Origin of the sequence: Lysobacter sp. 2RAF19 (assembly GCF_052115395.1) — a bacterium.
GTDB lineage: Bacteria > Pseudomonadota > Gammaproteobacteria > Xanthomonadales > Xanthomonadaceae > Noviluteimonas.
This window is the reverse complement of sequence record NZ_JBFRGO010000002.1, coordinates 431,893-446,961: the sequence shown is the minus strand read 5'-3', so window position 1 is coordinate 446,961 and position 15,069 is coordinate 431,893. Positions and strand designations below refer to the sequence as shown.

At 65.3% G+C, this 15,069-nt stretch carries 16 protein-coding genes; 4 read left to right on the top strand and 12 right to left on the bottom strand.

Annotated elements, in window-relative coordinates; genetic code table 11:
- Positions 1–19: 19 nt before the first annotated feature.
- From AB4059_RS08890 to AB4059_RS08875, 4 genes are all read right to left on the bottom strand, one after another.
- A complete protein-coding gene (locus AB4059_RS08890; protein ID WP_498978555.1) occupies positions 20–2,353 on the bottom strand; it encodes a PAS domain S-box protein in 2,334 nt (777 codons plus the stop codon).
- Positions 2,350–2,688, bottom strand: a complete 339-nt coding sequence (locus tag AB4059_RS08885; protein ID WP_498978554.1) for a thioredoxin family protein — start codon at positions 2,686–2,688, stop codon at positions 2,350–2,352. The genes AB4059_RS08890 and AB4059_RS08885 overlap by 4 nt, the downstream gene beginning before the upstream one ends.
- Before the next feature lie 69 nt (positions 2,689–2,757).
- On the bottom strand, positions 2,758–3,528 hold the full coding sequence (locus AB4059_RS08880; protein WP_498978553.1) for a lytic transglycosylase domain-containing protein: 771 nt from the start codon (positions 3,526–3,528) through the stop codon (positions 2,758–2,760).
- 71 nt (positions 3,529–3,599) lie between these two features.
- A complete protein-coding gene (locus AB4059_RS08875; RefSeq protein WP_498979048.1) occupies positions 3,600–4,370 on the bottom strand; it encodes a lytic transglycosylase domain-containing protein in 771 nt (256 codons plus the stop codon).
- Between the two features lie 26 nt (positions 4,371–4,396).
- On the opposite strand from AB4059_RS08875, the gene AB4059_RS08870 reads away from it, so the two are divergent.
- Positions 4,397–4,912 carry a hypothetical protein gene (locus AB4059_RS08870; protein WP_498978552.1) on the top strand — a complete coding sequence of 172 codons (516 nt, stop codon included), beginning with the start codon at positions 4,397–4,399 and terminating at the stop codon, positions 4,910–4,912.
- 7 nt (positions 4,913–4,919) lie between these two features.
- Here AB4059_RS08870 and AB4059_RS08865 read toward each other — a convergent pair whose 3' ends face one another.
- The 8 genes from AB4059_RS08865 to AB4059_RS08830 form a co-directional block, all read right to left on the bottom strand.
- On the bottom strand, positions 4,920–5,504 hold the full coding sequence (locus AB4059_RS08865) for a DUF1294 domain-containing protein (RefSeq protein ID WP_498978551.1): 585 nt from the start codon (positions 5,502–5,504) through the stop codon (positions 4,920–4,922).
- A gap of 68 nt (positions 5,505–5,572) precedes the next feature.
- Positions 5,573–6,604: a proline iminopeptidase-family hydrolase gene (locus AB4059_RS08860; RefSeq protein ID WP_498978550.1), complete on the bottom strand. Its 1,032-nt coding sequence runs from the start codon at positions 6,602–6,604 to the stop codon at positions 5,573–5,575.
- A 304-nt stretch (positions 6,605–6,908) separates the two neighbouring features.
- On the bottom strand, positions 6,909–7,271 hold the full coding sequence (locus AB4059_RS08855) for a hypothetical protein (protein WP_498978549.1): 363 nt from the start codon (positions 7,269–7,271) through the stop codon (positions 6,909–6,911).
- A gap of 57 nt (positions 7,272–7,328) precedes the next feature.
- Positions 7,329–7,496, bottom strand: coding sequence for a hypothetical protein (locus AB4059_RS08850; RefSeq protein ID WP_498978548.1), 168 nt, complete (start codon positions 7,494–7,496; stop codon positions 7,329–7,331).
- Positions 7,497–7,514: 18 nt separating this feature from the next.
- On the bottom strand, positions 7,515–7,991 hold the full coding sequence (locus AB4059_RS08845) for a hypothetical protein (protein WP_498978547.1): 477 nt from the start codon (positions 7,989–7,991) through the stop codon (positions 7,515–7,517).
- A 499-nt stretch (positions 7,992–8,490) separates the two neighbouring features.
- On the bottom strand, positions 8,491–9,273 hold the full coding sequence (locus AB4059_RS08840; protein WP_498959775.1) for a TSCPD domain-containing protein: 783 nt from the start codon (positions 9,271–9,273) through the stop codon (positions 8,491–8,493).
- Positions 9,274–9,336: 63 nt separating this feature from the next.
- Positions 9,337–9,882: a histidine biosynthesis protein HisIE gene (locus AB4059_RS08835; protein WP_498978546.1), complete on the bottom strand. Its 546-nt coding sequence runs from the start codon at positions 9,880–9,882 to the stop codon at positions 9,337–9,339.
- Positions 9,883–9,974: 92 nt separating this feature from the next.
- On the bottom strand, positions 9,975–12,128 hold the full coding sequence (locus tag AB4059_RS08830; RefSeq protein ID WP_498978545.1) for an adenosylcobalamin-dependent ribonucleoside-diphosphate reductase: 2,154 nt from the start codon (positions 12,126–12,128) through the stop codon (positions 9,975–9,977).
- A gap of 483 nt (positions 12,129–12,611) precedes the next feature.
- Here AB4059_RS08830 and AB4059_RS08825 point away from each other — a divergent pair, with 483 nt between their 5' ends.
- Genes AB4059_RS08825 through AB4059_RS08815 form a run of 3 tightly spaced genes read left to right on the top strand, consistent with a single transcriptional unit; the run spans position 12,612 to position 15,015 of the window.
- The gene (locus AB4059_RS08825) at positions 12,612–14,045 is read left to right on the top strand and encodes a Do family serine endopeptidase (RefSeq protein ID WP_498978544.1); all 1,434 of its coding nucleotides are present in this window, start codon (positions 12,612–12,614) and stop codon (positions 14,043–14,045) included.
- Positions 14,046–14,070: 25 nt separating this feature from the next.
- Positions 14,071–14,445, top strand: coding sequence for a hypothetical protein (locus tag AB4059_RS08820; protein ID WP_498959767.1), 375 nt, complete (start codon positions 14,071–14,073; stop codon positions 14,443–14,445).
- Positions 14,446–14,457: 12 nt separating this feature from the next.
- Positions 14,458–15,015 carry a phage holin family protein gene (locus AB4059_RS08815; RefSeq protein ID WP_498978543.1) on the top strand — a complete coding sequence of 186 codons (558 nt, stop codon included), beginning with the start codon at positions 14,458–14,460 and terminating at the stop codon, positions 15,013–15,015.
- Positions 15,016–15,069: the final 54 nt, after the last annotated feature.

Genomic DNA, 15,069 nt, shown 5'->3' with positions numbered 1-15,069 from the left:
CTTCGCGGGGAGGGGTTTTTCATGCGCGGTGTTTCATGCGCAGCAGCGAGTCGACGAGGTTCTCCAACGCGGCCGGATCCACCGGCTTCACCACATGCGCGTCGAAGCCTGCTTCCGCCGTGCGCGTGCGCACTTCCGGCTGGCCCCATCCGGTGATCGCGATGACCACCAGGCGCTCGCCGCCATCGGCCGCACGCATGCGACGGCACACCTCGTAACCGTCCACGCCGGGCATGCCCAGGTCGAGCAGCACCGCGTCGGGCGCGAAGGCGACCTGCCAGGTCAGCGCCGAGGCCGCATCGTAAGCGGTCCGCACCTGGTGCCCCTGCATGCGCAGGAACAGCGCGAGCGAATCGGTGTGCTCGCGATTGTCGTCGACGACCAGCAAGCGCATGCGCGTGCCGGAGCTCGGCTCCGATTCCCTCGCGGCAAGCGGATCGGCGTCGCCCTGCGCGAGCGGCAATCGCACTTCGAACTCGCTGCCCAGGCCCAGCCCCGCACTGCGCGCGATCACCGAACCGCCGTGCATCTCCACCAGGCTGCGCACCAGCGTCAGCCCGATGCCGAGTCCGCCCGCCGCGTGACCGATGGAATGTTCGGCTTGGCTGAAGAGATCGAACACGCGCGCGATCTGGTCGGTCGCGATGCCCAAGCCATTGTCCTGCACGACGATCACCGCTTCGTCGCCATCGGCGCGTGCGTCCAGCGCGATGCGTCCGCCCGGCTCGGTGTATTTGGCCGCGTTGTTGAGCAGGTTGGACAGCACCTGCGCCAGGCGCACCGGATCGGCGTGCAGCACCAGCGGCCTGGTGGGCACCGACACCACGAGTTCGTGGTGCGCCCCATCGATGAGGGGCCGGCTGGTTTCGACCGCGCGATCGACGACATCCGACAGCGACACCAACTGCAGGTGCAAAGGCACCATGCCGCGCGTGATGCGCGAAACCTCCAGCAGATCGTCGACCAAACGCACCAGTTGCGAGACCTGGCGTTCCATCACGCCATGCAGGCGCTGGATGTCGACGTGCGCGCCCGCCTCGCCCTGTTCGGCGATGCGCAGGATATGCAGGCAGTTGCGCAGCGGCGCGAGCGGATTGCGCAACTCGTGCGCGAGCGTGGCGAGGAATTCGTCCTTGCGCTGGTCCACCTCGCGCAGCGCCTGTTCGGCGAGCTTGTGGTCGTGGATGTCGGTGGTCGCGCCGTACCACCCGGTGAGCTTGCCGGTCTCATCGTGCGAGGGATTTGCGCGCACCAGGAACCAGCGATAGGCGCCATCGCGCCGGCGCAGCCGCAATTCGGTTTCGAAGGGTTCGCCCTGGAACGCACGATGCCATGCACTCGCCACCGCCTCGCGATCGGTCGGATGGATCAGGCTGTTGCGTTCCTCGCGGCTGACGTCCAGGCCCTGGCCCGTGTATTCGGTCCACCGATCGCTGAGCCAGGTCATCGCGCCGTCGGACGTCGCACTCCAGAGGATCGTCGGCGAAGCGTTGGCCAGGCAGCGGAAACGCTCTTCGCTGTCGCGCAGCGCGACCTCGGTGCGCGTTCGCGTCGAGATGTCCTCGAACAGCACGGCCACTCGACCGCTGTTCGCGGCGCCGAACGGGAACGCATGCACCTCGTACCAGCGCCCGAGCGCCTGCGCGGGGAGCATCGTGCGCGCCGCGCGACGGCTGCGCGCGACATCGCCATAGAAGTGATACCAGTGCGCCTCGTGGTCGGGCACGAGTTCGCGCATGGTCCTGCCGACCACGTCGACCAGGCCGGTATCGCGCTCGAATTCGCGATTGGTTTCGATGTAGCGATAGTCGACGGGCGCATCGCCGTCGAACAACACTTCGATCACGCAGAAGCCCTGGTCGATGTCCTCGAACAGCGCGCGATAACTCATGTCGGAGGCGATGGCTTCGCGCGGCCGCTGCGGTTCGATGAGCGTCGGCAGCTCGCCCGCGTCCAGTTCCAGCAAGGTGATCGTGGCGGCGCGCAGCACGCCGGTGAAATCGCGCACCGCGGTGAAGCGCGCCATCGCCGCGAGCGATCCGCCATCGGGGCGTGCGATCTGGATCGCGATGGTCGAAGGCCGCTTTCCTGCGTGCAAGGCGCCCATCGCGCGTTGCATCGCGTCGCGATCGGCGATGTCGCCCAGCGAATCGAACGCCATGCCGCGCAACACGTCGATGCCGCGCCCGAGCAAACGCGCGGCGGCAGCGTTCACGTCGACCAGGTGCCCGCCCGCATCCACCCGCAACAAACCGACATCCGCGCGATCGGCGATCTCCAGCCACCGCATCGACGGCTGCGGCGCACCATCCGCGCGCGGTTGCATGGCCGGCGGCGCGGGCTCTTCGATCATGGCGGCGTCGGAGGATCGATGATCGCGAGCGCTTCGGCGATCGGGCCGGGCGTCGTGGGACGCACGAGGCGTGCGACCTCCTCGCCGTCGCGCAAGAAGATCAGCGTGGGCCACAGCTTCACGCGGAACGAACGTCCCAGCGGCTGGCCGCGGCCGTCCTCGATCTTCAGGTGATGGACGTCGGCGTGCGTGGCGAAGGCCGCCTCGAGCGGCGATTGCGCCGCAATGCAATGACCGCACCACGGTGCACCGAACTCGAGCACTGCAGGGCCGGCGCGCACGTCCACGCTCGCCCGCTCGGGCTCGGTGGGTTCGTAACGATGAGCGAAGGACATCGTGCTTCCATGCGCGGCCGGCGGTGCATCGAGGCTAGCGCCTGCGCGGTGAGCGCAGCGTCCCCAGGCTCAGCTTCTGGTTGCGACCGGCTTCTTCAGCGCCGTGCGGTAGCGCGCGTACAGCGCCTGCACCTTTTCGACGTAATCCTCGGTCTCCGCGTACGGCGGCACGCCACCGTAGCGGTCGACCGCGCCGGTGCCTGCGTTGTAGGCGGCGGCGACGAGCACCAGGTCGCCCTTGTAGCGACGCATGAGATCGCGGATGTGGCGCGCGGCGCCGTCGATGCACTGCGCCGATTGATACGGATCGGCCACGCCGTAGGCGCGCGCGAGCGCCGGCATCAGTTGCATCACGCCCTGCGCGCCCTTCGGCGACAGCGCACGCGCATTGAAGTCGCTCTCGGCATGGGCGATGGCGCGCAACCACGCATCCTCGACGCCCGTCTTCTTCGCCGCGGCGACGAACTGCGCCGCGAACACATCCAGGCGCGGCGAACCGAGTTCGCCGTAGCCTTCATGCGCCCACGAATCGCGCGGCGCGCGGATGCGCACCGGCTCGGCGACTTCCTTCCAGCCGCGGATCGGCCGCGTGCTGTACGCGGCGATGCCGTTGATGCGCGTCGTGTACAGGTTGCCGCGCACGGGGCCCTGGTCGCCCCAGAAATTCGGGACCTTGGCCTTGCGATCGTTCACGCGCTTGGGTTTGCACTTCGAACCGGGCTCGGGAACCGTCGACAGGCTCAGCCGATCATCGCGCAGGCATTCGTAAACGGTGCGCGCCTGCGCACCCGCGAACGGCAACAGGCACAACACGGCGGCGGTGGCGAGGCGGGCGTACATCGGGCGCCATGAAACGCGCCGACTGCTCAGCATCGCGTGAAGGCCGCGTGTGCGCCGCAGCAAATGGCGGCTTAACGGCGGGCCTTGGCCGGCTTGGTCATCGCGGTGCGATAGCGGTCGTACAAGGCCTGCACCTTCGCCACGTATTCGATGGTCTCGCGATACGGCGGCACGCCCTTGTACTGCGCCACCGTGCCGATGCCGGCGTTGTAGGCCGCGGCGACCAGATCCAGGTCGCCCTTGTAGCGCTGCAGCAACAACTTCAGGTGGCGCGCGCCGGCGTCGATGGATTGCGCGGCCGAATACGGATCGGCGACCGCGTACTCGCGCGCGACGTCGGGCATCAACTGCATCACGCCCTGCGCGCCCTTGCTCGAGGTCGCCATCGGATCGAATCCGCTTTCGGCATGCGCGAACGCGCGCAGCATTGCGTCTTCCACGCCGGTGCGCTTGGCCGCGGCGCGGAACTCGGCATTGAAGCGCTTCAACTGCGGCGGCCCGAGTTCGCCCAGCCCGACGTGCGCCGATGAATTCGGCGGTGTTTGCACGGTGAAGGCGAGCACCGGCGTCGACCCCGGCAACTTGCGGGTGCCGTACACGGTGACCCCGTCCTGTTGGCGCTCGTACAGCGTGCCCTGCACGACGCCGAGATTGCCCCAGAGGTTCGGCACTTTCGCCGCGTCGTCGTCGAAGTGTTTGGCCACGCACTTCGAGCCGGGTTCAGGCGCGGTGGCCAGACTGACGGTGCCATCGCGCACGCACCGGTACACAGTCCGTGCGTGCGCAGGCCACGCGGCGCAAGCCGCGATGAGGCAAACCGTGAGAAGGGGCGCGCGCATCAGGCGGAGCGTACACACCCGGAGGTCGAATGCGCGTGCAAGGCAAGCTGTGGGTCCTGGTGGCGACGCTCCTGCTCGCCGCGGGCTGTGCAACCAAGCCCAAACCGGCGGAACAACCGCCATCGACCACGCTCGAATTCCCCGTAGCGCCGACCACGACCCGCGGCGAGTTCACCATCGAGGCCGACAAGAACGAAACCTGGAATGCCGTCGGCGCGATCGTCGTGAACACCCCGGGCGTCGAGTACGAAGGCCGCTCGCAGATGCTCGACATGTACACCTTGCGTTACCGCGGCCAGGAACTGCTGGTGTTGACGAAGGCCTTGCTGCTCTCCGACAGGATCCGCAAGACCACCACGCGTGTCACGGCGACCACGCCGGATGGGAAACCGATCGACACCGATGCGAGCGCGGAATTGCTTGCGACGTTGCAGGAAAAGCTGCCGACGGCGATTGTCGACGTGCAGGCGCGCTTCGCCGCGGAGGCGAAGGCGAAGAGCAAGGCCAAGCACAAGTCGAAATCGAAGAAGAAGAAAAAGAAGTGAAGCGCTCTTATCGGTGAGACGACGACAGCCAAGCCATCAGTCCAATGTTGGCGATCACCGTCAGCCAGAACGCGAACTGGAACGACGCCTTCTTCGACTTGTGCCGCAGCAGCCCCTGCGCGAGCAGCGCACCTGGCCAGCCGCACGCGAGCGACAACAAATGCAGTTCGGCTTCCGGCGTTCGCCGCGCGCTCTCCTGAGCGGCGCGTTTGTCGCGCAAATAGTAGGCGAACGTCGCCACGCTCATCACCGTGTAGATGACGACGGCCAGCACGGGCAACCAACCCCACCACGCAGCGATCGCCATCGCAGCGATCGCGATGAAGCCCAGGAATGTGTGCGGGATGCGCAACTTGCGTTGGTTGTGTTCTGCAACGACTGGCTGCCCCGCGATCCGCACGCGCATCGCAGCAAGCCGGCCTTTTTCATCGCGCCCGACTTCATACGACAACAGATCGCCCTGTTCCGGACGACGCCGGAGACGTTCGAATCGTTTCACGTGCACGAAGGCGCGCTCGCCCCCGCCATTGGGAACGACGAACCCGTAACCCTTCTCGTCGTGCCATTCGGTGATGCGGCCGGCGAAGCGCATGGAGCCCCCTGGAACACGCCGGCCCCCATGCCGGTCGAGCGCATTCTAGCGGGCGATCTGGCGGGCAATCAGCCGCCCGCCTTGGCCTCGTCCACCTTGTGCAGGAACTTCAGCAAGCCGGCGAAGTACGCGTCCTGGTCGTCGTAGTAAGCGCAGTGGCTGCCGTTGGGGAGATAGAGGTAGTCGCCGTGCGGCAGCTTCTTGCTCATCATCTCCATGTACTTCGGGTCCATGGTGTCGTAACGCGCGCCGATCACGAGCGTGGGCACGGTGATGTTCTTCAGGTCTTCCGTGCGGTCCCAGTCGACGAGGATGCCGCTGGCACCGAGTTCGCTCGGGCCCTGCATCGGGACGTAGACCTTCTTGTTGAGGTGGCGCGCGAAGCCGCGCAGCAGCGGTTCGGGCCATTCGGTCATCGGGCGGCGCAGGATGTGGTGTTCGTAGTGCGGCTGGAGGAGTTGTTCGAAGCGCGGGTTGTCGTAGTCCTTGGCCGCGTCGAGTTTGTGCAGTTCGGCCAGTGCTTCGGGGCCGAGCTCCGGCATCAGCACGTCGTTCGCGTATTTGTTGTAAGCGGGGATGCTGGAGACCATGTTCGAAATGATCAGGCCCTTGAGGTGGTCCTGGTGCTTGAGGGCGTACTCGATGGCGAGCATGCCGCCCCAGGAGTGGCCGTAGAGGTAGAAGTTGTCCTTGTCCAGGTGCAGGGCCTGACGGACTTGTTCGACTTCGTCGACGAAGCGATCGAGGTTGAGGAGTTTCGGGTCGTCGGGCTGGTCGCTGTAGTAGGAGCCGAGTTGGTCGTAGTAGTAGTACTCCACGCCATCGGCGGGGAGGAAGCTGTCGAAGACTTCGAAGGGTTCGTGGGTCGCGCCCGGGCCGCCGTGCAACAGCAGGACCTTGATGCGGGGGTTGTTGCCGACGCGTTTGGTCCAGACTTTGAAGTCGCCGACCGGGGTGTGGATCGGGATCATGCGGACGCCGCCTTGCCAGGCGTCGGGGTGGCCGGTGTTCGCGTGGTATTCGCGGAGGGTGGGCTGTGCTGCGATGGCGGGGGATGCGACGAGCAGGCCGAGCGACAAGGCGAGCAGGTACCGGAGCATGGTGTTCCCCGCGGGTGGCGTTTTGCGGAGTCTAGCGCTGGTTGTGCAGTGCGGAGTTCGGGCCGGTTGAACGGGCTTCCTCCATCATTGGCGCGCCGCCCGAACGTGTGAAGTTCCAAATTTTTTTGGGAAAAAAATTTGAAACTCCCCACGCTGGGGCATTACCTTGCGGGTCGCTTCGATCCGGGGATTTCGCCCGAGCGGTTGTTGGGGGCTGCAAAGCGTGCTTTGCAGGAAGCCGATCGTTGTCGGGAGCGTGCGTCGTTCGATCATTTTGCTGGCGTCGGCAAGATGATCTCGCGCTTCACTCCTCGTCCGATGTATTCGCCTCCGCGAACAACATCGCGAATTCATCACTCGTCAGTTCGATCCCCTCTACGCGCGCGACTTCGCGATTGCGGTCCCAGAGTTCACGAATCGCCACTTCGATGCCCTCACCCCAATTCATTTGCGCGGCGACGATCTGTTGCCATGTGCCTTCGCGGCCCAGGGACGCTGCGAGTTTGGGCGCCATCTCTTCCAGGGCGGCGCGCTGGTCGGGGTCGAGTGCATCGATAGCGTCGAGTGCGAGGCACTCCAGCAAGCGGAGGAAGGGCCGGTCGGCGTAGCGGTCTTCAGGTGCACTCATTTCGGATGCCTGGGTCTTGGGTCTTGGGGTGCCGATCATTTTACGCATCAACACCCCGTGTCCCGGCACGCGTTCGCGAGCCTGGAGCAAACGTTCTTACGCAGCCTTTTTCTGCTCCGCCCGCGCAAGAATCTTTCCCATCTGGGCATGCAGCTTTGCGAACTCGCCACGAATCTCGCGAGCAAGCGCGATCATTTCGTCATGCCGGGTGGCCTTGTCGCGGGACTGGCTGGGCGTGCTGTTGGCATTCATCGTCATCTCCATTTCTCCTGTTCCTGCCTCTCACTCGTGATCGTGGTGGGATCCGCTGTGGCACCTGAGCTTGTGCATGATGTCGTCGTACTCAGGTTGGTTGGCGTGCTTCAACGCGATGTGAACCCGGCGAATCAGGTGGATGCATTGTTGACAGTCGATCAGCTGTAGCTCGACCTCGATCGGCAAATCGCCGGGAAAAAACCCGTCAAGCATCTTGTTCATCAACTCATCGATCTTGCTGATGCTGCTGATGATTTCCTCGATACTCGGGTCCGCGAGCTCCAGATACTTTTCGTATCCGTGGGCATCACCCTTCAGCACGTCCTTGATATGGGCAACGATGTCGTCCCAAATCCCGGCGACCAGCGCCTCTGCCTCGTTGTCGCGCTCGATTTTCCCGCCGCGCACCAGAGTGACCGGCCCGGCTGAAGGGCATCCGGAGGTTTTCTGGGGCGTACTCTCTTCCATGCGCGGGGGCGGGACGCATGCATCGAGCAAGACCATATCGCGCTCCTCATTTCATGCGGTTGGTTCACGCAGACCGGCGCCGAACCTGCGAGATACGCTAACAAGCTAGCTGGCGGCGCACTGCTCACTCTGTCGGGAAATGCGATGCGAGCGCAATCGCGTGACGGGCAAGACGAAAGCGTGCGGTGCGATCTTCAGGCCTCGCGGCTGTTTGTTGCGGATCGGCGTTCGGAGATTTGAAACTCCGAGGTGGATCGTGCGCCTGCCGCTTGCCGAGCGGGATCAGACGCAAGCGCACGATCCAACAGACTGATCACTTCACGTTTCGGATTCGCCTTCAGGCTTTTCCGACGTGCCGTAGCGAGGTTGCAGGGCGGAGTCTCCGCCAGGGAGCGAGGGAACGTAATTGTTCCAGTGGGCAACCTGTTTGGGATCTTGTGAGGGCCGTACCCACAAACGAAAGAGGGACTCGCCTGGAGTCCCTCGTGTATCGATCTCATAGCCTCGATTACCCACCGAGGACGTCAACCGGGCATCACCCGCACTTGCTGTACCCACAATTCAAGCAAGTCGCACACCCATCCATGATCACCACGGCCTTCGTGCTGCACTTATGGCACATCGTCGCGCTCGGCGGAAAACTCGCGCCGTCGCCCGTCACTTCGATCACTTCTTCCGTGCGTGCGTCGCTGCCCGTCGCCAGGCCCAGGCTCACTTCACTGTTTTTTTTTGAGCCGCGGTTCTCGTAGGCCGCGCGCTTTTCGGCGATGAGGGCGCGCTGCGCCGGGCTCATCTCGGGGTCGTGGATCAGGCCGATGGACTTCATGTGGTCTTCGACGATCGCGCCGAGTTCGGCCACCAGGGACGGCATGTAGACGCCGCCGGCCTTGAAGTAGCCGCCACGGGGGTCGAACACCGCCTTCATTTCTTCCACCAGGAACGTCACGTCGCCGCCCTTGCGGAACACGGCCGACATGATGCGCGTGAGCGCGACGATCCACTGGAAGTGCTCCATCGACTTGGAGTTGATGAAGATCTCGAACGGGCGGCGCAGTTCGTGTTCGGTGCCGGCGTTGAGCACGATGTCGTTGAGCGTCACGTACATGGCGTGTTCGACCAGCGGCGACTTGATCTTGTAGGTGCTGCCGATCAGCACCTCCGGGCGCTCGATGCGCTCGTGCATCTGGATCACGTCGGCCGTCGGGAGCTCCGCTTCCAGCGTGGCGCGGGCCACTGCGTCGGCTTTCGCCTCGCGTGCCTTGTCTTCCGCGCTGATGACGGCGTAGCCCTTGATCTTCTTGTCGATTTTGACGGCCATGTGCGTTCTCTGAATTTGGTTCCAAAAAATCCCCTCCCGTTCGCCGGGAGGGGACGTTGTCGCTTACGCGCTCTTGCGCGCCGTCTTGCGGGCGGTCTTGCGAGCGCCGGTCTTCTTGGCAGCGGTCTTGCGGGCGGGCGCCTTGCGGGCCGAGGTCTTGCGCGCCGTTTTCTTCGTGGCGCGCTTCACTGCGCCCTTCTTGGCGGCGACCTTGCGGCCGACCTTCTTCGCCGTCTTCTTGACCGCGCGCTTGGTCGCGGCGACCTTCCGCCCGACTTTCTTCGCCGTCTTCTTGACTGCGCGCTTGGTCGAGGCCTTCTTGTTGGCAGCCTTGCGACCGGTCTTCTTCGCCGCGCGCTTGGCGGCGGCCTTCTTGCCGGCCACCTTGCGCTTCAGCGTTGCGGCTTCCTTCTTCGCCGCCGCGCTCGCAGCGGAGAGCTTCTTCTTCGCCTTGGTCACGGCCTTCTTGGCGGACTTGGCCGCCTTGGATGCCGTCTTCTTCGCGCCCGACACTGCCTTGCCCGCGCGCTTGGCGACGGACTTGGCGGTCTCGACCACCGTATCGGCGGCGTTGGAAAGGGTCGCCGTGACCCCGTTGCCGTTGCTCATTGGTGCTCCTCGTTGGCCAGGTTTGTGGAACAACGCGATCCTATACCCGTCACGTGCGTGAACAAGTAGTCGAGACGCTCTGTCGGTGTTCCTCAAAACTTCCCGTAATACCCTTCCTTGAGTGCATCGAACAGGTTGGCGGCGGTGTGCATCTCGCCGTCGTACTCGATCTGCTCGTTGCCCTTGACCTCCAGGACCGAGCCGTCTTCCAGCTCGAAACGGTAGGTCGTGTTCTCCAGGTCCGCTTCCTTCACCAGCACGCCCTGGAAGGCGGCGGGGTTGAAGCGGAAGGTGGTGCAGCCCTTCAGGCCTTGCTGGTGGGCGTAGCGGTAGATGTCCTTGAAGTCTTCGTACGGGTAGTCCGTGGGGACGTTGGCCGTCTTGGAGATCGAGGAGTCCACCCACTTCTGGGCGGCGGCCTGGACGTCGACGTGTTCCTTCGGCGAGATGTCGTCGGCGGAGATGAAGTAGTCGGGAAGCTTGGCGCCGGCTTCGTCCGAGAAAGGCATGGCCTTGGCGTTGACCAGCTCGCGGTAGGCCAGCAGTTCGAAGGAATAGACGTCCACCTTCTCCTTGGTCTTCTTGCCTTCGCGGATCACGTTGCGGCTGTAGTGGTGCGCGAACGAGGGCTCGATGCCGTTGGAGGCGTTGTTGGCCAGCGACAGCGAGATCGTGCCGGTCGGGGCGATCGAGGAGTGGTGGGTGAAGCGCGCGCCGACTTCGGCCAGCTCGTCCACCAGTTCCGGCGCCACTTCGGCCACGCGCTGCATGTAGCGCGAGTACTTGGCGTGCAGCACCTTGCCTTCGATGTCCTGGCCGATCTTCCAGCCATCGCGCACCATCTCGGGGCGCTTGCGCAGCATCTCGGCGGTCACCGGGAAGCGCTCTTCCATGATCGGGGCGGCACCCTTTTCCTTGGAGAGCACCAGGCCCATTTCCCAGCCGGCCACGGCCATGTCGCGGGCGATGCGGTCGGTGAATTCGCAGGATTCGGGCGAGCCGTACTTCATGCGCAGCATCGTCATCGTGCTGCCCAGGCCCAAAAAGCCCATGCCGTGGCGGCGCTTGCGCATGATCTCGTCGCGCTGCTGCTGCAACGGCAGGCCGTTCACTTCGACCACGTTGTCGAGCATGCGGGTGAACACGCGCACGACTTCCTTGTATTCCTCCCAGTCGAATTCGGCCTGGTCGGTGAAGGCGTTGCGCACGAACTTGGTCAGGTTCACCGAGCCCAGCAGGCATGCGCCGTAGGCCGGCAGCGGTTGTTCGCCGCAGGGGTTGGTCGCGCGGATATTCTCGCACCACCAGTTGTTGTTCATCTCGTTGACGCGGTCGATCAGGATGAAGCCCGGCTCGGCGTAGTCGTACGTCGAGACCATGATCATGTCCCACAGGTGCCGCGCGCGGATGTGGCCGTAGATGCGGCAGGCGACCAGGCCGTCTTCGCGCACGATGTAGTTCTTGTGCGTGGGCCATTCGCGCCAGACCACCGTCTGCGCGTCGGCCAGGTCGATGTCGCCCTGTTCCTTGGCGTTGACCGGGAAGACCAGCGGCCAGTCGGCGTCGTTTTCCACCGCTTCCATGAAGCCGTCGGTGATCAGCAGCGAGAGGTTGAACTGGCGCAGGCGCCCGTCTTCGCGCTTGGCACGGATGAAGTCCTTCACGTCGGGGTGCGAGACGTCGAAGGTGCCCATCTGCGCGCCACGACGGCCACCGGCCGAGGAGACGGTGAAACACATCTTGTCGTAGATATCCATGAAGGACATCGGGCCCGACGTGTAGGCGCCGGCGCCGGCGACGAACGCGCCTCGCGGGCGCAGCGTCGAGAATTCATAGCCGATGCCGCAACCGGCCTTCAGCGTCAGGCCCGCTTCGTGCACCTTCTCCAGGATGCCGTCCATCGAGTCTTCGATCGTGCCGGAGACCGTGCAGTTGATCGTCGAGGTGGCCGGCTTGTGTTCCAGGGCGCCTGCGTTGGACGTGATGCGGCCGGCGGGAATCGCACCGCGGCGCAGCGCCCAGACGAAACGCTCGTGCCAGTACTTCTGCTTCTCGGGCGAACCCTCGGCTTCGGCCAGCGCCCTGGCGACACGCTGGTAGGTGCCGTCGATGTCGGCATCGATCGCTTCACCCGACTTCGTCTTCAGCCGGTACTTCTTGTCCCAGATGTCGGCCGAGGCCGGCTGCATCGGGATCTCCTGCGCTGCGTTGTCCATCTTGACCGCCTCGAGGCGCACCGTGCTCATGCTGCTCCATCTCCTCGTCGTGGCCGGGTCGTGCCCGGTTCTCATCGTTTTATCTGGTGGCGATCGGGTCGCTCCGGTTCCACGGAAGCAAGCCGGAAACGCCACCCCATGGGCGTATCCCTCGCCACCTTCGAACGCTGGTTTTCCCCTGACGCAACCGGGATTCCGGTCACGTTATCGCCTGTGTTCGTGGATGGGCCTGAAAGTTCGTGGAACACAACATTCAGGTCCGTCCTACGCTGCCACCACTATATGTTGTGGCAACGGAAGGCGAAACTACGCCCCGGCCGCGAGCTGTGTCAACGGGCTGGCGAAAATATTTGTCGAGCCTGTGATGCGCGCGCCGAAGGCGCAGAAACGCGTTGTCCGCAAGCATCCGGCCACGCGACCAAAAATACGCCCCTGTTCAGCGACGTCTTGATTCGATGGCGGCCTGCCGCGATTTCACATCACTGACTCACTTGCCCCCGGGACAATGAACTCATGCGCCATGCTCCCCTGAAAACGCTCGCCGCCCTCACGATCGCCGCTGGTTTCGGCGGCTTCGCGGCGACTGCGATGCGCGAAGGACTGCAATCCCCCGCGATGGCCGAACCGGCGCCCGCCGCCGTGCCGCTGGTGGCCGCGTTGCCGACCGCCGTGGATGGCCAGGCGCTGCCGTCGCTGGCGCCGATGCTGGAGAAGGTCACGCCCGCGGTGGTGAGCGTGCATACCAAGCAACGCGTGCGCGTGCGCAATCCCTTCGCCGACGATCCGGTGTTCCGCCGCCTGTTCCCGCAGGTGCCGCAGGAACGGATCAACCAGTCGCTGGGCTCGGGCGTGATCGTCGATGCGGCCAAGGGCCTGGTGCTGACCAACCACCACGTCATCGAGGGCGCGGACGAAGTGTCGGTGACGCTGGCCGATGGACGCACCTTCGTCGCCAACTTCGTCGGCTCCGATCCGGATACGGATGTCGCGCTGATGCGCATCCAGGCCGACAAGCTCACCGCGTTGCCGCTGGCGAACTCCGATCAGTTGCGCGTGGGCGACTTCGTCGTCGCGGTCGGCAATCCCTTCGGCTTCAGCCAGACGGTGACCTCGGGCATCGTCTCGGCGGTCGGGCGCAATGGCTTGCCTGGCTTGGGCTTCCAGAACTTCATCCAGACCGATGCGTCGATCAACCCGGGCAATTCGGGCGGCGCGTTGGTCAACCTGCGCGGCGAACTGGTCGGCATCAACACCGCGACCTTCAATCCGCAGGGCAGCCGCGCCGGCGACATCGGCCTGGGCTTCGCGATTCCCGCCAACCTGGCCGGCAACGTGATGCGCCAGCTGGCGAGCACGGGCGAAGTACGGCGCGGCACGCTGGGCATCGAGACGCAGACGGTCGACGACCAGCTCTACAAGGGCCTGGGGCTGGATACGCCGCGCGGTGCGGTGGTGACGCGCGTGTTCCCGAACTCGGCCGCCTCGGCCGCCGGCGTGCGCGTGGGCGATGTCGTGCTGTCGGCCAACGGCCAGCGCATGGACACGCGCGAGGCGCTGCACAACTTCGAAGGCTTGCAGGCGGTCGGCAGCGACGTCGCGCTGGAGCTGCGCCGCGACAAGGCGCCGCTCACCCTCAAGGCCACGCTGCGCGAACAGCCGCGCGCCTACGATGGCAGCGTGCTCGATGCGCGCCTGGCCGGCGCCACCTTCTCCGAACTGCCCGAGCGCCTGCGCCAGGCGGGCCTGGACGGCGTGCTGGTGAGTGCGGTCGCACGCGGCAGCCGCGCGGCGCAGAATGGCTTGCAGAAGGACGACGTCGTGCTTGCCGCCACCAGCGGCGAATTCATCGATCTTGGCGGCTTCCGCGCCAGTTTCGGGCAGACCCCGCAACGCCTGGTGCTGCGCGTGCTGCGCGGCAACGCGCGCGGCGACCTGGCCATGCAGTAATCCCCCACCCCCCAAGGAGAACGCGATGTCCCCGGACAACAACGGTCGTGCGACCGATTCGATGAAGGCCGATCTCGGCGAAGCGGGCCAGCACTTCAAGGGCGCCGCGGTGGCCGCGGGCGATGCGATCAAAGGCGCGGCCGTCGCCGCGGGCGACGAGATGCGCCTGGGCAAGGCGCAAATGAAGGCCGAACTGGCCGACGGCACGCTCTCCTCCATTTCGGCGGCCGAAAACCTCGGTGCGGCCTCGCGCGAACAAGTCGACGCGATCATGGACAAGGGCCGCGACCTGATCGACAGCGCAGCCGAATTGATCCGCGAGCGCCCGCTCGCTTCCTTCGGCGTCGCTTTTGCCGCGGGCTGGATCATCGCCAAGCTCGGTCGCAGCAGCGACAAGTAAGGCAGCGCCGCGATGGGGAGCGAGGGCAGCGGGGACACGACGGACGACGGCACGCAAGCGCGTGCCGCCGCGCCGGGCATCGCCGATGCGCTGAAGGAACTCGGCGACACCGGCAAGGCCACGTGGGCCGCCGGCCGCGAAGCCGCGACCGCGCTGCGCATCCTCATCACCGCGGACTTCGCGCTCGCGCGCAGCGCCGCGGGGCGCACGCTGGCGCTGACCGCGCTGGCGATCATCTTCGGCGCATCGGCGTGGTTGTTGTTGATGGCCTCGCTGATCGCGTGGCTGTCGCTCAATGTCGGCTGGGCGTGGTGGCTTTCGCTCGTCGTGTGCGGCGGCACCAGCCTGGTGCTGACCGTGGCCGCCGCCTGGCTGGCGACGCATTACTTCGAACACACGCGCATGAAAGCCACGCGTCGCCAACTCGCACGCCTGGGCATCGGCGAGCTCGGCGACATGATGGCGGGCGCCGATTCGAGCAAGTCGGCGAAGAAGAGTGCCGAACAAGTCGCCGACGCGACCGCAGACGGCGTCAAGAAAGGCCTCGGCGTCGATGTCACGCCGCCATGAATCACACGGCCGTCAACCAGCGTTACGCCAGCATCCCCACATCCAAACTGCAGA